Genomic DNA, 16,714 nt, shown 5'->3' on the forward strand with positions numbered 1-16,714 from the left:
GGATCTCCCCGCGAGCGCGGCACACGGGTCGTCGGTGCGTCCGTGCCGCCTGTTCGCCCGTCTGCCCGACACCCGCCCGTCCCTTCGGTCGCATCCCGAGCGTCGGTACGTTCCCGGTAGCTCCCCTCCGGGACCCGGTATCGGCCCAGGAGCCGGCTTCACTCCGGCGGTCATACGGACGACGAGGGTCCGAGCCACGCGTCGGTAACCCGAACCGTTCCGCGTACCCCGTCGAACTCGGTGTCGTATTCGAGTTCGATGGGCCGATCCATGTGTGGACCGTCGGTGACGAGCGTCTCGAACTCGCCCCCTTCCCCCAGGATATGGACGCCGTACTCGTCGTTGAGCGCCTCTAGCTCGGCGAGCGCGTCGGCGTCGAGACGGCGGCCGATCCACGACTCGTCGAGCCCCGCCGCCGCAACTCGGACGATCGTGATCTCGAAGCCGGCCCCGAGCATTGCCTCGGCCAGCTCTCGCGGGTCTTCCTGCCAAAGCGGCGCGAACAGCTCCGCGTCGAATCGGTCACACATCCCCCGGATGCGATCCGTCTGGTAGCTGCTCTCGACCGCCCCGGCCGTGACACCGCCGATCCCGCCTAGCTCGTCCGACAACGCATCGAGGGCCGCCTCGAGCGGTTCGAGCTCGCGGTCGCCCCGTTCTCCGGATCCCTCGTCGGCGTCGGCGCTCGCGTCGAAGTCGTCCGGTCGGACGTCGACCAAGGGGATCCCGATGCTCTCGGCCGCGAGCTCGGCCAGCTCGGTCGCCGGAACGTGATACATGAACGATTCGCCCGCCGGATGGACGGTGATCAGTCGCTCGACGGGCTCGTCGCGTTCCAGCGCCCGATACAGCGCCCACGCGGAGTCCTTCCCGCCGGAGAACAGGCTCACCCACGGATGCATACGGGCCGTACCCGAGCGACGGCTAAACCGTCGTCGGTTGACCACCGGCCCGACGCGTTGGGCGGCTCATTTCGGCAGCTCCTCGGGGGATCGATCGTTCGTCATCCGCGAGGTGACGGCGACACCGACGAGGCTGATCAGGATCCCTCCCGCGACGTAGAACGCCAGGCGTCCCCATATCGAGACGACGAATCCGTCGACGGAGACGGCACCGGCTTCCAGCGCCGGCACGACGACCGGCTCGAGTACACCGGCGCGCTCTAAGAAGTAGCCGGTGAACCCGCGCACGACGAGACCGACGGCGACGACGCCGAACGGCAGGTTCATGAGCGCGCTCGAAACTCCGTTGTCGCCGAGCAGCCCATCGACGAGTCGCCCCGTCGCCGCCGCCATCGCGGCCGCAGCAAACCACGGAACGCTGTCGAACAGAAAACGCAACACGAGAAGCAGATTTCCGCGTCCGCTCAGTCCTGCCGCACTGATCCCGCCGGCGAAGACTCCGATGAGTGCGAGGCCCGCTCCGACGACGTAGGTCACGAGCGATACCTGCCCGGAGTAGAGCCCCTCCCGTATCCGAAGCGGCAGCCGCGAGACGAACGCGTCGATCCCGAGGCCCTTGTACAACAGAAACAGGCCGATGACGCCGGCGATGGCGGACGTCGCGATCGCGATATCGGCGAGCAACAACAGCATCGGGAACGCCAACAGCGCGGCCCCGATCGGAACGAGAACCGTGCCGCGCAACTCCTCGTCGCCGAGGAACTGCTTCAACAGGTAGTACGTCGACTCGATATCGTGCGACTGGCGGACGACGACCCGGTCGACGGCGTCGACGCGGATACGACTCTCGATGACGGGGACGAGCCGTTCGTCGCCCGCGGAGTCGGTGACGACGATGGCGGCGTCGAGGTCGTGCTTCGCGAGGAGGTCGTCCACGCCGCGGGCGACGGCGCGGTCGCTTTTGACCCCGTCTCCGCCGCCGGGGACGACCGCGACGACCGCCTCCTCGCCCCCGTCACGCAGGTCGCGGGCGACGTGGAGGGTCTCCAACAGACAGTTGACTCGGCTGTCCTCGGGGTCTTCGAGGCCGACGTCAGTCACGAGGGCCTGGACGGCCTCCCACCCGACGACCGGGCCGCCGTGGCCGACATCCCCGCTGCGATCGACGTACACGACTAGCGTGCTCACGCGGGGTCCTTTCGCGGCAGTGATGAAAAAGATTCACACGGGCCGCTGCCGTCGTGCCCCGACGAGCGCCGAACTCGGTCGGGGACGCCCGTCGGCAGTCCGGCGTCGCGACCCGTCTCACACACCCGTCGAGTACCGGAGGATCCCGGCGACGCCGCCGAACGCCGTCAACAACTGCTCGCCTTTCTCGAAATCCGTCGAAATGAACTTCACTTCGGAGCCCCGCTGTTCGGCCAGCTCCATCAGGTGGTCGATGGCGTCCTCGCGTTCGAGTACCTCGCCCTCGCTCCCGTCCTCGCAGGTGTGGGTGGGCGTCTCCGCGCGGCGGTCGATGAGTTCGAACTCCTCGCGGCCGCCGCAGTCGTACGCGACGACGTCCTTTCTGAGGTCCTCGCTTATCAACAGCCGGTCGACCGAGCCCATGACGAGGTTCTGTCGGGTCGCATCGAAGCCGTACGTCGCCTTTCCGCCGTCGTGTAGTTGCTCGAAGAACTCCTCCATCTCGGATTTGTCCTTCATCACCTCCGTCTCGGCGAGGACGTCCTCGGCGGCGTCGACGAGATCGTAGAGCCCCGATTCGTCGGTGTAGGAGACGTCGAACTTTCCGAGTACGATGTCCCCGAGTTCGTGGTGGAGGTAGTCGCCGTCGAGGAACTCGTCTTTGGTCGGGGACGGACCGCCGACCAATATGCCGTCCATCTCGTGGCGCTTCGGGACGAAGAGGTCGTTGGCCATACCCGCGACCTCCTGATAGAAATTGTCGATCGCCTCGAGCCGGAGCCGAGCGAACCGCTGGGCGGACTGACCGCCCTTACGCTGTTTGCCGGGGACGAGCGAGGAGGCGGATTTGACCGGCTCGACGCGTTTGCCCTTTAGCCAGCCGACGTTCGCCTCCCGCCGGTCGAGGACGATGAGCCCGTAGAGACCCTTGTCGCCGAGCATCTCCTGGAGCGGTTCGGTCAGGAAGTGTGAGTCACAGTGATACCGGAACGACTCGATCGGATCCGGCGGGGACTCGAGTACCTCCGTCACCATCTCCGTCCGTCCGCCGCCCGAATCGACCGCCCCCGAAAAGACGACCATCCCGTTTTCCGGCGGGTGGACGTCGTAGTATTTCAGCCGATCCTTGATGCTCTTGAGCGCGTCTTGGACCGCCGTCCGGGTCTGTTTGGACTTGATGTTCGACGCTTCGCTGTGTTCTTGGGTGACGTGGGCGACGACGTCGCTTATCAGTCTGTCCTCCGGGATATAGATCGAGACGAGTTGGGTGCCCGACCCCGAGTAGTCGTCGAGCTCCTCGATCACCTTCTGGAACTCGTATTTTTGTTTCTCGGACTGCTCGCCGTCTTCGCTCATTGGACGTTCTTGACGCTGGGGCGGTAAAACTCCGTCCTTTGTGTCCGGACGCCGTGAGCGGAGGTCTCAGCCGTTGAGGCTGATGTATTTCGTCTCGGTGATCCGCTCGTCGGATTCGAGTTCCTCGCGGGCTGCCTCGGGGACCTCCTGATCGACGTTGTACACCGTCAACGCCTCGCCGCCGTGGGCCTCGCGGGCGTTGAACATCCCCGCGATGTTGACGTCGTATTTCCCCATCACGGTCCCGATGTGGCCGATGACGCCGGGTTCGTCGGTGTTTCGCGCGACCATCATCTGCCCGCCCGGGATAGCGTCGACGCGGTAGCCGTCGACCCGGACGATTCGGGCGTCGTCGTCGGCGAAAAGCGTCCCGCAGACGCCGATCTCGCGGTCGCCGTTGCCGACGGTGACGGTGACGAGCGACTGGAAGTCCTCGGCCTGGCGGCGCTTGGTCTCGGAGACTTCGATCCCGCGCTCCTCGGCGATTCGGGGGGCGTTGACGGCGTTGACCTGCCACTCGAGCGGCTGGAAGACGCCCTTGAGCGCGGAGGCGGTGACGATTTCGACGTCCTCGTCGGCGATCTCGCCCTCGTAGCTGATCTCGACGGTCTCGACGCGGTTGTCGAAAAGCTGGACCGCGATCTTGCCGGCCGTCTCCGCGAGTTCGATGTAGGGCTCGACACGCGGGAACGCCGACTCGTCCATCGAGGGCGCGTTCAACGCGTTCATCACGGGTTCGCCCTCGAAGGCGGCGAGCACCTGCTCGGCCGTCGAGACGGCGACGTTCTCCTGGGCGGCCTCCGTCGACGCGCCGAGATGCGGCGTCACGATGACGTCCTCGACGTCGAGAAGCGGGCTGTCCGTCGGAAGCGGCTCCTCGGCGAAGACGTCCAGGGCGGCCCCGGCGAGGATCCCGTCGTCAACCGCCTCGGCGAGGGCCGCCTCGTCGACGATACCCCCGCGGGCGCAGTTGACGACGTAGCCGCCCTCTAGCTCCGCCAGTTCGTCCTCGGCGATCATCTCCGCCGTCTCCGGCGTCAGGGGCGTGTGGATCGTCAGGACGTCGGCGCGCTCCAGCGTCGTGTCCAGGTCGGCGAGTTCGGCCCCGAGTTGCTCGGCGCGTTCCTCGGAGATGTACGGGTCGAACGCGACCAGGTCCATGCCGACCGAGTCGAGTTTCTTTGCGACCTCCTGGCCGACCCGACCCAGGCCGACGACCCCGAGCGTCTTACCGTTGAGTTCGGTCCCGAGAAACTCCCCTTTCGCCCACTCGCCGCCCTTGAGTCGGGCGTGGGCCTGCGGTACCGAACGCGCGGTGGCGAACGCCATCGCGACGGTGTGTTCGGCGGCGGCCCGGACGTTGCCCTCGGGGGCGTTCGCGACGATGACGCCCTGATCGGTCGCCGCGTCGATGTCGATGTTGTCCACGCCGATGCCCGCACGGCCGACGATCACGAGCTCCGTTGCTGCCTCGAGGACCTCACGCGTCACCTCCGTCCCGGATCGGACGATGAGGGCGTTCGCGTCGGCGACCGCGTCGAGCAGCTGTTCACCCTCGGCGTCGTAGGCCGTGACGACCTCGTGGTCGGTGTCCCGAAGGACGTCGAGTCCGGCATCCGCGATAGGGTCCGTGACCAGTACCTTCATGCGCGTATCCTTCCGTCCGGAAGGGATAACGCTTTCCTCATCGATCCGTGTGCCGGTCGCGAGCGCCAAATTCTATACACGATCTCGGGTATCCGACGGAGATGCTACTGTTATATACCCAGTTCTATGGTGTTTTCAATATCCGACAGCATCCCGTCCGTGCGGCGTGTTCGGATCGGCCGTGTCGGGCGTCGGTCCGGAGCGAACGCTTCGGGGAGCCGAGCGGCCGAACCGGACGATTTGTGATCCCCCGCCCCGCAGAGAGCGTATGCTCATCGCGTTCGACTTCGACGGGACGCTCTCGGATTCGGAGATGACGGTCCTGCTCGGCGAGGAGGCTGGGGTCGCCGACGAGATCGACGAGATCACCCAACGGGCCATGAACGACGAACTCTCCTACGCCGAGAGCCTCTACGCCCGCGCGGAACTGCTCGACGGCCTCGCCGAATCCCACGTCGAGTCGGCGTTCGACCGGGTCGAGTTGCGCCCCGGTAGCGGCGACGTCATCGACGCCCTGTCGGCGGCGGGCCACCACGTCGCCATCCTGACCGGCGGCTTCGAATCCGGCGTCGAAACGGCCCTCGAGTCCACGCGAACGACCGTCGATACGATCGTCGCCAACCGACTCCCGATCCGGAACGGCAAACTGACCGGTGCCGCCGAAGGCCCGCTCATCGAGGGGACGAAAGACGACGCCCTCGCGGCCCTCGCCGCCGACGTCGAAGTCGACATGGCCGATACCGTCGCGATCGGTGACGGCGCGAACGACCTCCCCATGCTCGAGGTCGCGGGACTCGCGGTCGGGTACGACCCGAAGCCGGCCGTCGAACCCCACTGCGACGTGGTCGTCTCCTCGATGGTCGAGCTACACGAACTGCTCGACGAGGAGGGCGTCCTGTGAACTCCAGCCGGCTCACCCGTTGCGGTCGCTCCCTGGAGCCGGGGCTTTACCCCGAAACTGCTGACACGGACCGCTGGACCGATGTACCGGTCACCGCCGGTACGGCGCCGACGGCGGCCGCTCCCGGACGACGACGGTCCGTATGACGCCGCGGGGTACTTATACGTCCACTCGGCCAAGCGTCCCGTATGGAGCCCGTACACGTCCTCGTCCCGCTGGACGGATCGCCGCTCTCCGAGGACGCGCTCACGTACGCCCTGTCGGTATTCGAGTGCCAAATAACCGTATTGAACGTCGTCACGCCCCTGGATGCCGGCATGAGCGAGGGGGGCGTCTTGGATCCGGGCGACGAACGGGGGGCGTCCGCGCGGCAACACGCCGATCGACTGATCGAGCGGGCGGCGAACCGGGCGGCGGCGGAGGGACGCCCCGTCGAGACCGCCGTCGAGTCGGGTGACCCCGCGGAGGCGATCCTCTCGTACGCCGACCAACACGGCGTCGACCACATCGTGATCGGGGGCCACGGCGGCGACCCGAACGGCCTCGCTCGGCGGCTACTGGGGACGGTCGCGACGACCGTCGTCGCCGAGGCCCCGATCACCGTCACCGTCGTCCGGGAGCACGCAGACGGCGGGGACCACTGATACTGCCGGCAGTCCCGGTGGTACGCGATTCGCGCGCCGGTGTCGCGATCGCGTCACGAACGTCTCGCCGGTAGTATGAGCGGCTATGAAACCCCGAGTACCGTCGAGAACAGCCGATAGAGCCCGAACCCGATCCCGATCGACGTGCCGAGCGTGATGATCCAGAACGCGATCGTCACGCCGATCTTCCGCCGGGAGACGCCTGCCGACCCGGCGGCCAGCCCACCCCCGATCACGCCGGAGATGACGATGTTGTTGAAAGAGATCGGGATCCCGAGGGCGATCGCGAGTTGGGCGATGATGAACCCCGGAACGAGCGCGGCGATGGACCGACGGGGGCCGAGTTGGGCGTACTCGCGGGAGGTCGCCTGCAGCAGCCGGGGGGCACCCATCCACGCCCCCGCGAGGATGCCGCTCGCGCCAAGGGCCAACAACACGATTCCGGGGAGCCCGAGTTCGACCCCATAGAGGTTCTCTAACGGCCCGGTCGCGAGGCCGACCTGGCTGCCGCCACTGGAGAACGCGACGACGCCGCCGAGCACGAGCAGGAACGTCCGGATGCCGTCCTCGGCCGACGCCTCGGTCCGGCGGCGGATGCCCTGGAACCCGGCGAGCGCGAAAAGCAGGGTGACGACGATCCCGAGGACGTCGATCCCGAGGACGGTCGGCCCTCCGAGCGCGAACGCGATCGCCTCCGCGACGGTCCCCTCGGTGCGGGTGGGATGTGGGATCACGCCGAGTCGGACGTGGGCGAGAATGGCCCCGACCGCCGCCGCGAGCAGCGGGATCCCGACCGTGTCGGGCACGTCGTCGCGGCGCAGTATCGTCGCGGTCACGAACGCCAGTCCGCCGGAGGTCGGCGGCACGAGAAGCCAGAACGTCCCGATCCGGCGATACGTCCCGAAGGCTGGATCGCCGCCGAGCGAGAGGCCGACGCCGACCATCGCGCCGGTCGTCGCGAACGCCGCGGGAACGGGGTAGCCGCTGTAGACGCCGAACATCATGAAGCCGGCCGCCACCAGCAGGCCCGTACTCGCCGCCAGCGGCGTGATCGTGACGCCGTCGATCAGCCCCGCCCCGACCGTCTCCGAAATCGCGCCGCCTTGGGCTAGTGCCCCCGCGGCCGCGAGCACGCCGACGAGGAACGCCGCCCGCATCGTCGAGACGGCGTTGGCACCGATCGCGGGCGCGAACGGCGGGGAGTTGCTGTTCGCGCCGAGCGCCCACGCCATGAACAGACAGCTCGCGGTCGCAAACGCGGCCAGGATCCAGAAAAACACGGCCATTGGGGACCTTTCAACGCAGCTGTTTATAAACCTGGGGCGGGCCCTTCGGCCCCCGACGTCGGGGTCTCGGGTGTGATACGGACCGTTATCGTCCGGGAGCGGTCACCGCTTGCACCGTGCCGACGGTGACCGGCACATCGGAACACCGATCCACGCGAGCCGTCCCGGGGAGCCGGAACACCGATCCACACGAGCCGTCCCGGGTAGCTTTATTTTCACCGGGACGTAGCAAGGGGAATATGGGACTCCGTCGGATCGCGGTCTCGCCGCTGTATCGCCTCGTGGATTGGCTCGACGACAACCCGGTGAGCGCGACTGGCGCGGTGATCGCCCTCGGCGGGATCGGAGCGCTCGCCGTCTCGGTCACGCTCGACACTGGAGGCAGAGTCGACGCGGGCGGATCCACGCTCGGTGCGGGGGCGGCAGGTCTCCTCGCCGAGGCCGCCCTCACACGTCCGGCCTACACTGCGGCCGTCCTCCTCGGGGCGGCTGTCGTCCTCGGTTATGACGGATGATCCACCACCATGCGAATATTTATACTTATACATACATATAGTGGCTATCATATATATCGCCGGTCGACCGCCGTCGTACCGGGCGTCCTGCGGCGGCGTCCTACGGCCCTCGCCTCCCGACCCAACGAATGACTGACCTATCCGATCAAGCGCGTCCCATCGCAGTGCTCTTGGTCACCTCGAACGACGGATTCGCGGCCGCGTTCGAGCGTCGTCTCTCCCCGACGCCCGCCGCCGACGTCTCCGTCGCGTCGACCCTGGAGGGGGCGATAGAACGGCTCGCGGCCGGCCCGCGGATCGACTGTATCGTGTACGACGCATCGGACGCCGACGAAAACACTCCCTTGCGATCGGACGCCGACGAAAACACCTCCCTGTTGACGATTCGCGCGCAGGCACCGACGAAGCCGCTCGTTCTCGTCACCACCGAGGCCAACGAGCCGATCGCCACCGGCACTCTCCCGGCGGGTGTCACGGAGATGCTCCGTCGGGACCGACACGAGGACTTCTGGGAGCGACTCGCGGTGCTCGTTCGGGACGTCGTCCCCTCCGACAGGATCCGAACCGGGAGCGCCGACGCGACGGCACGGAGAAAGCGGTTCCTACGCGCCGCGAGCGATCCGATCGTCGTCGTTCGGGACGGCGTTCTCGAATTCGTCAACGACCCCGGTCTCTCCCTACTGGGAGTCGAACGACGCGACCGGGTGGTTGGGACCCCCGTAGAAGCCTTCTTCCGATCGAGGACCGAGCGCACGATCACGGACTACTTCGGGACGATCCAGCGGGGCGAGACGGCCTTCGATCGACCCGAGCTCCGCTGTCTGTGTGTCGACGGGACGACGAGACCGGTCGAGGGGACGGCTACGCGGATCGAGTGGGCTGGCGCGCCGGCCGTCGCGTTCGTCGTCCGTGACATCGGCGAGACGGGAGGGCGGACGCACGAACTGGTGTTTCACGACCGCCTGATCGACGAGGCACCGATCGGGGTCACGATCGCGGACCTGGAACGGCCCGACAACCCGCTCATCTACGTCAACGAGGCGTTCCAACGGCTGACCGGATACACGGCCGAGGAGGTCATCGGTCGCAACTGTCGGTTCCTCCAGGGTGAAGAGACCGATAGCGAAGCGGTCGCTGCGATGCGGAACGCGATCGACGCGGGGGAGTCCACCACCGTCGAGCTTCGAAACTACCGCAAGGACGGAACGCCGTTTTGGAACCGCGTAACGATCTCGCCGATCACGACCAGCGGCGGGGACGTCACGCGCTATGTCGGGTTCCAAGAGGACGTCACCGACCGGAAGGAGTCCGAGCGGAGACTTCACCGATTCAAGCGGGCGGTCGAGGCCGCCGGATACGTGATCTTCATGACCGACCCCGACGGGACGATTACCTACGTCAATCCCGCGTTCGAACGGGTCACCGGCTACACCAGCGAGGAGGCCATCGGAAACACCCCCCGGATTCTCAAGTCGGGAGAGATGTCGGCGGTGTATTACGAGACGCTCTGGGAGACCATCTCCGGGGGCAACGTCTGGAACGAGGAGATCCGAAACCGGCGAAAGTCCGGCGAGATATACTACGCCGACCAGACGATCGCGCCGTTGATTCAGGACGGCGAAATCGAAGCCTACGTCGCCATCCAGACGGACGTAACCGAGCGAAAAGAGCGCGAATCGCAGCTCTATCAGTACAAACGCGCCGTCGAAGGCATGGAGGAACCGATCGCGGCCGTCGACGGGGAGTACAACTATCTGTTCGCCAACCGGGCGTATCGGGAGTTTCACGGGCTCGACGCGGACGCGATCGAGGAGACGACCTTGCTCGAGGGGATCGGACACGAGACGTTCGAGACCGTCAAACCCTACGTCGAGCGGGCGTTCGACGGGGAGACCGTCCAGTACCAGATGACCCGAACGCGGTCCCAACGGCCCGACCGGACCTTCGACATCCGGTATTATCCGCTGACCGACGCGGACGGGGTCTGGGGCGTCGTCGCGACGTTGCGGGACTTCACACACCGGCTCGAACGCGAGGAACAACTCGAGTCGATGCATCGGCTCTTGCGTCACAACGTGCGCAACGAACTGAACGTCATTCAGGGAAACACGGAACTCATCGCCGAGCGCGCCTCGCCCGAAGTTACCGAGCTAACGACGGCGATCGAAGCGGCGGCACAGCGGTTAGTCGATCAAGCCGACAAGATGCGCGAGATCGTCGACGTCCTCTCGAAACCGACGACGCAGGTGGTTTTGTGGCTCGACGAAACGATCGAGCGGGTCGTCCGGGAAGCCGAGTCCGAGTATCCGGGCGTCGATTTCGTGACGGACCTGCCGTCGGGCGTTCGCATCACGACGATTCCGCACGTCGAACGGGCCGTCTCCGAAGTGATAGACAACGCGGCCAAACACACTGACAGCGGACGTCCCGAGGTCACGGTCACCCTCGAGGAGGACAGGGAATCGGTCGTCATCCGCGTATCGGACACCGGCCCCGGGGTCCCGAAACGAGAACGGGACGTCATCAGCGGGGCCGCGGAGATCAAGCCGCTGTCCCACAGCCGTGGGATGGGGCTGTGGCTCGTCAAACGGATACTCACCCGGGCCGGCGGGACACTCAGGTTCGACGACGCCGACCCGCAGGGAAGCATCGTCTCGCTCATCCTCCCACGGCACGGGGAGTGATGCGGCTGTGGTCGTCCGTCCCGCGGGACGGTCCACGCACGGCTTCCGTCGGCTTCGAGGGCGTTTCGGGCGTCTTTCGGCGCGCTCGGCGGCACGTCCCCGGTCTCCGCTAGTCCGAAAACAGGCTGGTGTGTACCGGGGCGAACTCGTCGCCGTCGTCGGCCTCGACGGTGTCGGAGACGGCTTTTCCGGCGACGCCCTGAGCGAGGAAATCCGCGACCGGCGGCCCGACGCGGTCCGGTTCGACGAGGAAGGCGTCGTGGCCGTGATCGGAGTCGATGACGTGGTGGGCGGTGTCGGCCTCGGTCGCCCGGAACGCCTCCGCCAGCGCCTCCGATTGCTCGACGGTGAAGTGCCAATCGCCGGTAAAGGAGACGAGGAGCGCCTCGCCGTCGAAGGCCGCGAGCGCGTCGGCGTCGTCGTCGTAGCCCGAGGCGAGGTCGTAGTTGTCCATCGCCCGCGTCAAATAGAGGTAGGCGTTGGCGTCGAAGCGCTCCGCGAACGTCTCGCCTTGGTAATCGAGGTAGGACTCGACCTCCCGGTAGGGGAAGAAGCCGGCGGCGGGATCCATCTCGAAGGTATCGCGTCCGGCGTCCATCCCCGCCGACCGCCGGCCGAACTTGTCGGCCATCGACGACTTCGAGAGGTACATGACGTGGCCGATCTGGCGGGCGAGCGCCAGCCCCCGCGTCGGCGTGTCGCCGTCGGACCCGTCCCCGTTCGCGTCGCCCTCCGTGCCCCCGTAGTAGTCGCCGCCCGCCCAGTTCGGATCGGTGGTGATCGCCCGCTGGGCGATCGCATCGAGGGCGAGACACTGGGGATCGAGCCGCGCCGCCGCGGCGACGACGATCGCCCGATCGAGGTGGTCGGGGTGGCGTTTAGCCCACTCCAAGACGTTCATCCCGCCGACCGAGCCGCCGATGACGGCGTGGAGGTTCGGGATCCCGAGGTGGTCCAGGAGGCGGCGCTGCGCGCGCGTCCAGTCGGCGACGGTCACCGCCGGGAACGCAGTCCCCCACGGCTCGCCCGTCTCGGGATCGATCGAGGGCGGCCCAGAGGAGCCATAACACGACCCCGGGACGTTCGCACAGACGACGTAGTACTCGGTGGTATCGACGGCTTTGCCGGGGCCGACGATGTCGTCCCACCAGGCGTGGGCCTGCCCCGCCGTATCGGTCCGTCTGCGCCCGCCCGCGACGTGGGCACTCCCCGTGAGCGCGTGACAGACCAACACGGCGTTGTCGCCGTCGAACTCGCCGTAGGTCTCGTAGGCGATCTCCAACTCGGGGATCGACTCGCCACACTCGAAGGTGAACTCGCCCAGCGAGACCGTCTCGGGTCCGTTGCTCATAGCTGTCCCCCTGTCGTCCGTATCATCGCTCGTTCCCTCCGGTTCGCGTCGGGCATATTTATAAGGCCCTGTCGAGGTCCGCGAGGACGTCATCGACATCCTCGATTCCGACAGAGAGCCGGACCATCTCGGGGGCGACCCCGCCCGCGCGCTGTTCGGCCTCGCTCAGTTGGGCGTGCGTCGTCGAGGCGGGGTGGACGACGAGCGTCCGCGCGTCCCCGACGTTGGCGAGGAACGTCGCGAGTTCGGTCCCCTCACAGAGATCCTTGGCGGCGTCGTAGCCGTCGGCGAGGCCGACGGCGACCATCCCGCCGTAGCCGCCCTCCAGATACGCCGTGGCGAGGTCGTGGGTCTCGTGGTCCGGAAGGCCGGGGTAGGACACCCACGAGACCGCGGGATGGCTGTCGAGGAACTCCGCGACGGCCATGGCGTTCTCGCAGTGTCGTTCCATGCGCAGCGGAAGCGTCTCGATGCCCTGCATCGTCACCCACGCGTCGAAGGGCGATTGCTGGTCGCCGAGGCTTCTGGCCCCGCGTTGGCGGGCCGCCATCGTCACCGCTCGGTCGCCGAAGCGCTCGGCGAAGTTCACGCCGTCGAAGGCGGGATTGGGCGCGGCGATCTCGGGATACTTCTCGGGGAAGGACCCGAACGGAAAGGAGCCGTCGGTCACGAGGATCCCGCCGAGCGTCGTCCCCGACCCGTGGATCCACTTGGTCGTCGAGTCCCAGACCAGATCCGCGCCGTGTTCCAGCGGCCGACACAGTGCCGGGGTGCCGAAGGTGTTGTCGACGAACAGCGGGGTGTTCGCTTCGTGTGCCACGGCCGCGATCTCCTCGAACGGCGGCGTCACGAGCGCGGGATTGGCGATCGTCTCACAGTGGACGTAGGCGGTGTCCTCGTCGATCGCCTCGGCGTACGCCTCGGGATCGAGCGTGTCGACGAAGCGGACATCGATCCCCCGGCGGGCGGCGGTATACGAGAGGTAGGCGTGGGTCCCGCCGTAGACCGACGACGCACAGACGACGTTGTCGCCCGCCTCCGCCAACACGAGCGTCGCCGCGTCGAGCGCACCCATCCCGGAGGCGGTCGCCAGGGCGTCGACGCCGCCCTCCAGGGAGGCGAGGCGCTCCTCGAGCGCCCGGACCGTGGGGTTCGCGATGCGCGAGTAGACGTTGCCCTCCTCCTCGAGGGCGTACCGCGCGGCCGCGGTATCGGCGTCCGGAAACTCGTACGAACTCGTCTGATAGATCGGCGGTGCGGCGGCCTCGGTCGCGGGATCCGGCCCCTGACCGACGTGGAGACACCGCGTCCCGAAGCCCAACTGCCCCTCGTCGTTCATGTACCTCATGCATATATCCCAACGTATCTATAACCAAGAGTTACGGCAAGAATTGCCCGGCCGACGACGCCGGCTCGCGGGGACGGGCCGCCGGTTCAACCCCCTCGAATCCCCAGGAGACACAGAAGCGTCCCGAGGCCGCCGACGACGGCGGCGACGTAGAGCCCCACGGCCGGCTCGTCGACCGCCACGGACGCGAACGCCCCGAACGCCACAAACAGCGCGCCCGTCCCGATCGCGACCGCCTGCACCGCCCGATCCGGCGGCTCGACGTCGGGGTCCGCTCCGATTCCGGTTTCGAGCGCCGCGCGGACCGCCTCGACGTCGGCGTCCGCGGGGATCACGGCCAGCCGCGGCACGAAGAGCCCGCTCCGGCGGGCGTAGGAGATCCAAAGCACGGAGAGGCCCCGAACCCGGACCGACCGCACGCCCGTGACGCGCTCCAGGGGGACTGTCCGCCGGTTGATACTGAGCTCCCCGCCGTCCAGTGTCCCCTCGGTCGTCACCGCCGCGACGAGGACCGGCGAGAACACGCAGCCGACGACGAGCCGGTAGACGGTTCCGAAGGGGGCGTCGACGGCGACGAGCGCCAGTATCGCGAGCGATCCCGAGACCGCGGCGACGCCGACGCTCCGGACCGTAAACGGGACCCCCTCGCCGCCCGCGACCCCCGAGGCGCTCGGCCGCTGGTCGGGATCCGAGAGCATCGGCCACAGGTATAGAAGCGACATCGGCCCGCCGACGAGGGCGAGGAGGACGAAAAGCAACACGAACGGCGAGCGGAGGACGCCGGGGCTCGCGGCTACCCCGACCAGCCCCACGCCGACGGCGAGCAAGAACGCGCCGCCGAGGCCCGCGACCGGGAAATGCGAGACGAACCGGAGGCCGCCGGAGGTGGAGGCGTCGTAGCGCCACTCGGTCGCGGGCATACCGGGACTAGCACCGACCGAAACTTCGCTCTTGGGTCGCGGCCGCTAGCCGTACTACGAGGCCATCGATTCCCCGCGACGATCCGTCCCGGACGTCGTTTCGGCGGATCGGCCCCTCGGCGACCCCGAGGCGGTCGGTTCCCGGTATCGGGTCCCCCCCCCCCTCGATCGCGTGGGATCGGCGGTCCCGCCGATCGTCCGGGCGGGCCGACGGCCCGTACGGAGAGCACGCCGGGCTTTCGGCCCCGGCGAACGCACGAGCGAGTCGGGCGAGGGAGGTCACTCCCGCCGCTTGATCTCGTGGCGGCCGAACCCGTACCGGAGCCGGTTTGCGAGCCGCCGGGAGAACTTGCCGTCCTCGACGCGGGAGTCGAAACGCTCGCCCAACGCCTCGTAGATCAGGGGGATCGAGACCTCCTGTTCGAGGGCCTCCCGGACGGTCCAGGTGCCCGTCGATCCGCCGGCGACGTGGTCGTCGACGTCGCCGAGGTCGGATCCCTCCTCGCGGAACGCCTCCTCGCAGAGTTCGAGCAGCCACGAGCGGATCACCGCGCCGTTGTTCCAGGTGCGGGCGATCGACTCCATATCGAGGTCATAGCGCCCCGCCGAGAGCAGCTCGAACCCCTCCCCGTAGGCCTGCATCAGCGCGTACTCGACGCCGTTGTGGACCATCTTGACGTAATGGCCCGAACCCTGAGGACCCATGCGGTCGTGGCCCGAAGCCCCGGTCGCGACGGCGTCGAAGACGGGCGCGAGATCCTCGTATGCCTCCCGGGGGCCGCCGACCATGAGCGAGAAGCCGAGCTCCGCGCCCGCGGGGCCGCCGGAGGTCCCGCAGTCGAGGTAGTTCGCCGACAGCGTCTCGCCGCGGTCGATCGAGCGCTCGAAGTGGGAGTTGCCGCCGTCGACGACGACGTCCTCGGCGTCGAGCAGCGGATCGAGCTCCTCGAGCGTCGCGTCGACGGCGTCGCCCGCGGGGACCATGAGCCAGATCCGCTTTCGCTCGGGAAGTGCCGAGACGAGGTCCTCGATCGAGTCCGCCGGCGTGGCACCGGCCGCCGCGGCCGCCTCGACGGCGTCGGCATCGAGGTCGAACGCGACCACGCTATGCCCGTCGGCGAGCACGCGGTCGACCACGATCCGTCCCATCCGCCCCAAACCGATGACTCCGAGTTGCATACCGGCGAGTCGGTGTCCCGGTAGGAGAGGGTTGTGATTCGGCAGCCGCCGTTATATTCCGACCCGTGCGACCGTCCGGTACTTCGGCCCATCCGGGGTCAGCGTGCTCTCTTTGAGCCGGAGCTCCTCGACGCGAAGCGGGCCGATATCGGGATTCGCCTCCCGCAGAAAACGCTGTACGTCCCCCTTCGCGGCCGCGTTGTCCATCCGGGCGATCGTGACGTGGGGGGTGAACTCGTGGCGCTCCGCGTCGTAGCCGATGGCGGTCATCGCCGCCTCGATCCGGCGGTGGAGTTCGCTCATCGCCTCCGCCCCCCGACCGACGCCGAGCCAGACGACGCGTATGTACTCCGGGGAGGGGAACGCGCCGACGCGCTCGAAGGTGGCGTCGAACCCCCGGTCGCTGTCGGTTTCGGTCGGCCCGACGTCGGATTCGGTCGGCCCGACGTCGGCGCGCCCGACGGCGGCTTCGAGGCGCTCGACGAGCACGTCGACGTCGTGGTCACCCTCGCCGAGGAACTTCACCGTGACGTGGGCCTGCGCCGGGTCGGTGAGCCGCAGTCCCGGCAGCCCCGAGAGCGGCTTCTGGACGCCGGCGACGGCGTCGGCGAGCCCGTCGAGATCGACGCTGACGAACAGTCGCATACGCGGACGTTCGTTCCCACCGGAAATGAAACCCGCCGCCGATGCGTAGCCACTGATACTGACGGACAAAAGAATGTACACACGACGCACGAGGATCACGCCGTTCGACGGAGCGAACGGCGGATCACTCGTGAGTCGGTTTCATTTG

General features: G+C 67.7%; 14 protein-coding genes. 4 read left to right on the plus strand and 10 right to left on the minus strand.

What is annotated here, in order from left to right:
* Nucleotides 1-170: 170 nt before the first annotated feature.
* The 4 genes from HZR14_RS12485 to serA form a co-directional block, all read right to left on the minus strand.
* Entirely contained in the window at nucleotides 171-902 is a 732-nt protein-coding gene (locus HZR14_RS12485) for a diphthine--ammonia ligase (RefSeq protein WP_181693203.1), read from the minus strand.
* Nucleotides 903-968: 66 nt separating this feature from the next.
* A complete protein-coding gene (locus tag HZR14_RS12490; RefSeq protein ID WP_181693204.1) occupies nucleotides 969-2,090 on the minus strand; it encodes a DUF373 family protein in 1,122 nt (373 codons plus the stop codon).
* Between the two features lie 117 nt (nucleotides 2,091-2,207).
* Nucleotides 2,208-3,446 carry a peptide chain release factor aRF-1 gene (gene prf1 / locus HZR14_RS12495; RefSeq protein ID WP_181693205.1) on the minus strand — a complete coding sequence of 413 codons (1,239 nt, stop codon included), beginning with the start codon at nucleotides 3,444-3,446 and terminating at the stop codon, nucleotides 2,208-2,210.
* A gap of 66 nt (nucleotides 3,447-3,512) precedes the next feature.
* Nucleotides 3,513-5,093, minus strand: coding sequence for a phosphoglycerate dehydrogenase (gene serA, locus HZR14_RS12500; RefSeq protein ID WP_181693206.1), 1,581 nt, complete (start codon nucleotides 5,091-5,093; stop codon nucleotides 3,513-3,515).
* 268 nt (nucleotides 5,094-5,361) lie between these two features.
* Here serA and serB point away from each other — a divergent pair, with 268 nt between their 5' ends.
* Both serB and HZR14_RS12510 read left to right on the plus strand, forming a co-directional pair.
* A complete protein-coding gene (serB, locus tag HZR14_RS12505) occupies nucleotides 5,362-5,994 on the plus strand; it encodes a phosphoserine phosphatase SerB (RefSeq protein WP_181693207.1) in 633 nt (210 codons plus the stop codon).
* Nucleotides 5,995-6,182: 188 nt separating this feature from the next.
* The gene (locus tag HZR14_RS12510; protein ID WP_181693208.1) at nucleotides 6,183-6,638 is read left to right on the plus strand and encodes a universal stress protein; all 456 of its coding nucleotides are present in this window, start codon (nucleotides 6,183-6,185) and stop codon (nucleotides 6,636-6,638) included.
* 83 nt (nucleotides 6,639-6,721) lie between these two features.
* Here the strand turns inward: HZR14_RS12510 and HZR14_RS12515 are convergent, their stop codons facing one another.
* Nucleotides 6,722-7,924, minus strand: a complete 1,203-nt coding sequence (locus tag HZR14_RS12515) for an inorganic phosphate transporter (protein WP_181693209.1) — start codon at nucleotides 7,922-7,924, stop codon at nucleotides 6,722-6,724.
* Nucleotides 7,925-8,163: 239 nt separating this feature from the next.
* Here HZR14_RS12515 and HZR14_RS12520 point away from each other — a divergent pair, with 239 nt between their 5' ends.
* Nucleotides 8,164-8,439: a hypothetical protein gene (locus HZR14_RS12520; protein WP_181693210.1), complete on the plus strand. Its 276-nt coding sequence runs from the start codon at nucleotides 8,164-8,166 to the stop codon at nucleotides 8,437-8,439.
* A gap of 128 nt (nucleotides 8,440-8,567) precedes the next feature.
* Nucleotides 8,568-11,123 carry a PAS domain S-box protein gene (locus HZR14_RS12525; protein WP_181693211.1) on the plus strand — a complete coding sequence of 852 codons (2,556 nt, stop codon included), beginning with the start codon at nucleotides 8,568-8,570 and terminating at the stop codon, nucleotides 11,121-11,123.
* Between the two features lie 109 nt (nucleotides 11,124-11,232).
* Here the strand turns inward: HZR14_RS12525 and metX are convergent, their stop codons facing one another.
* From metX to thpR, 5 genes are all read right to left on the minus strand, one after another.
* Complete coding sequence (gene metX / locus HZR14_RS12530; RefSeq protein WP_181693212.1) at nucleotides 11,233-12,474, minus strand: homoserine O-acetyltransferase MetX; 1,242 nt, start codon at nucleotides 12,472-12,474, stop codon at nucleotides 11,233-11,235.
* 58 nt (nucleotides 12,475-12,532) lie between these two features.
* A complete protein-coding gene (locus HZR14_RS12535) occupies nucleotides 12,533-13,813 on the minus strand; it encodes an O-acetylhomoserine aminocarboxypropyltransferase/cysteine synthase family protein (protein WP_181693246.1) in 1,281 nt (426 codons plus the stop codon).
* Nucleotides 13,814-13,908: 95 nt separating this feature from the next.
* Nucleotides 13,909-14,742 carry a hypothetical protein gene (locus HZR14_RS12540; protein ID WP_181693213.1) on the minus strand — a complete coding sequence of 278 codons (834 nt, stop codon included), beginning with the start codon at nucleotides 14,740-14,742 and terminating at the stop codon, nucleotides 13,909-13,911.
* A gap of 279 nt (nucleotides 14,743-15,021) precedes the next feature.
* The gene (gene gnd, locus HZR14_RS12545; protein WP_370464988.1) at nucleotides 15,022-15,966 is read right to left on the minus strand and encodes a phosphogluconate dehydrogenase (NAD(+)-dependent, decarboxylating); all 945 of its coding nucleotides are present in this window, start codon (nucleotides 15,964-15,966) and stop codon (nucleotides 15,022-15,024) included.
* Between the two features lie 6 nt (nucleotides 15,967-15,972).
* Entirely contained in the window at nucleotides 15,973-16,566 is a 594-nt protein-coding gene (thpR, locus tag HZR14_RS12550; protein ID WP_181693215.1) for an RNA 2',3'-cyclic phosphodiesterase, read from the minus strand.
* Nucleotides 16,567-16,714: the final 148 nt, after the last annotated feature.

Origin of the sequence: Natronomonas salinimetallica, assembly GCF_013839515.1 — an archaeon.
GTDB lineage: Archaea > Halobacteriota > Halobacteria > Halobacteriales > Haloarculaceae > Natronomonas.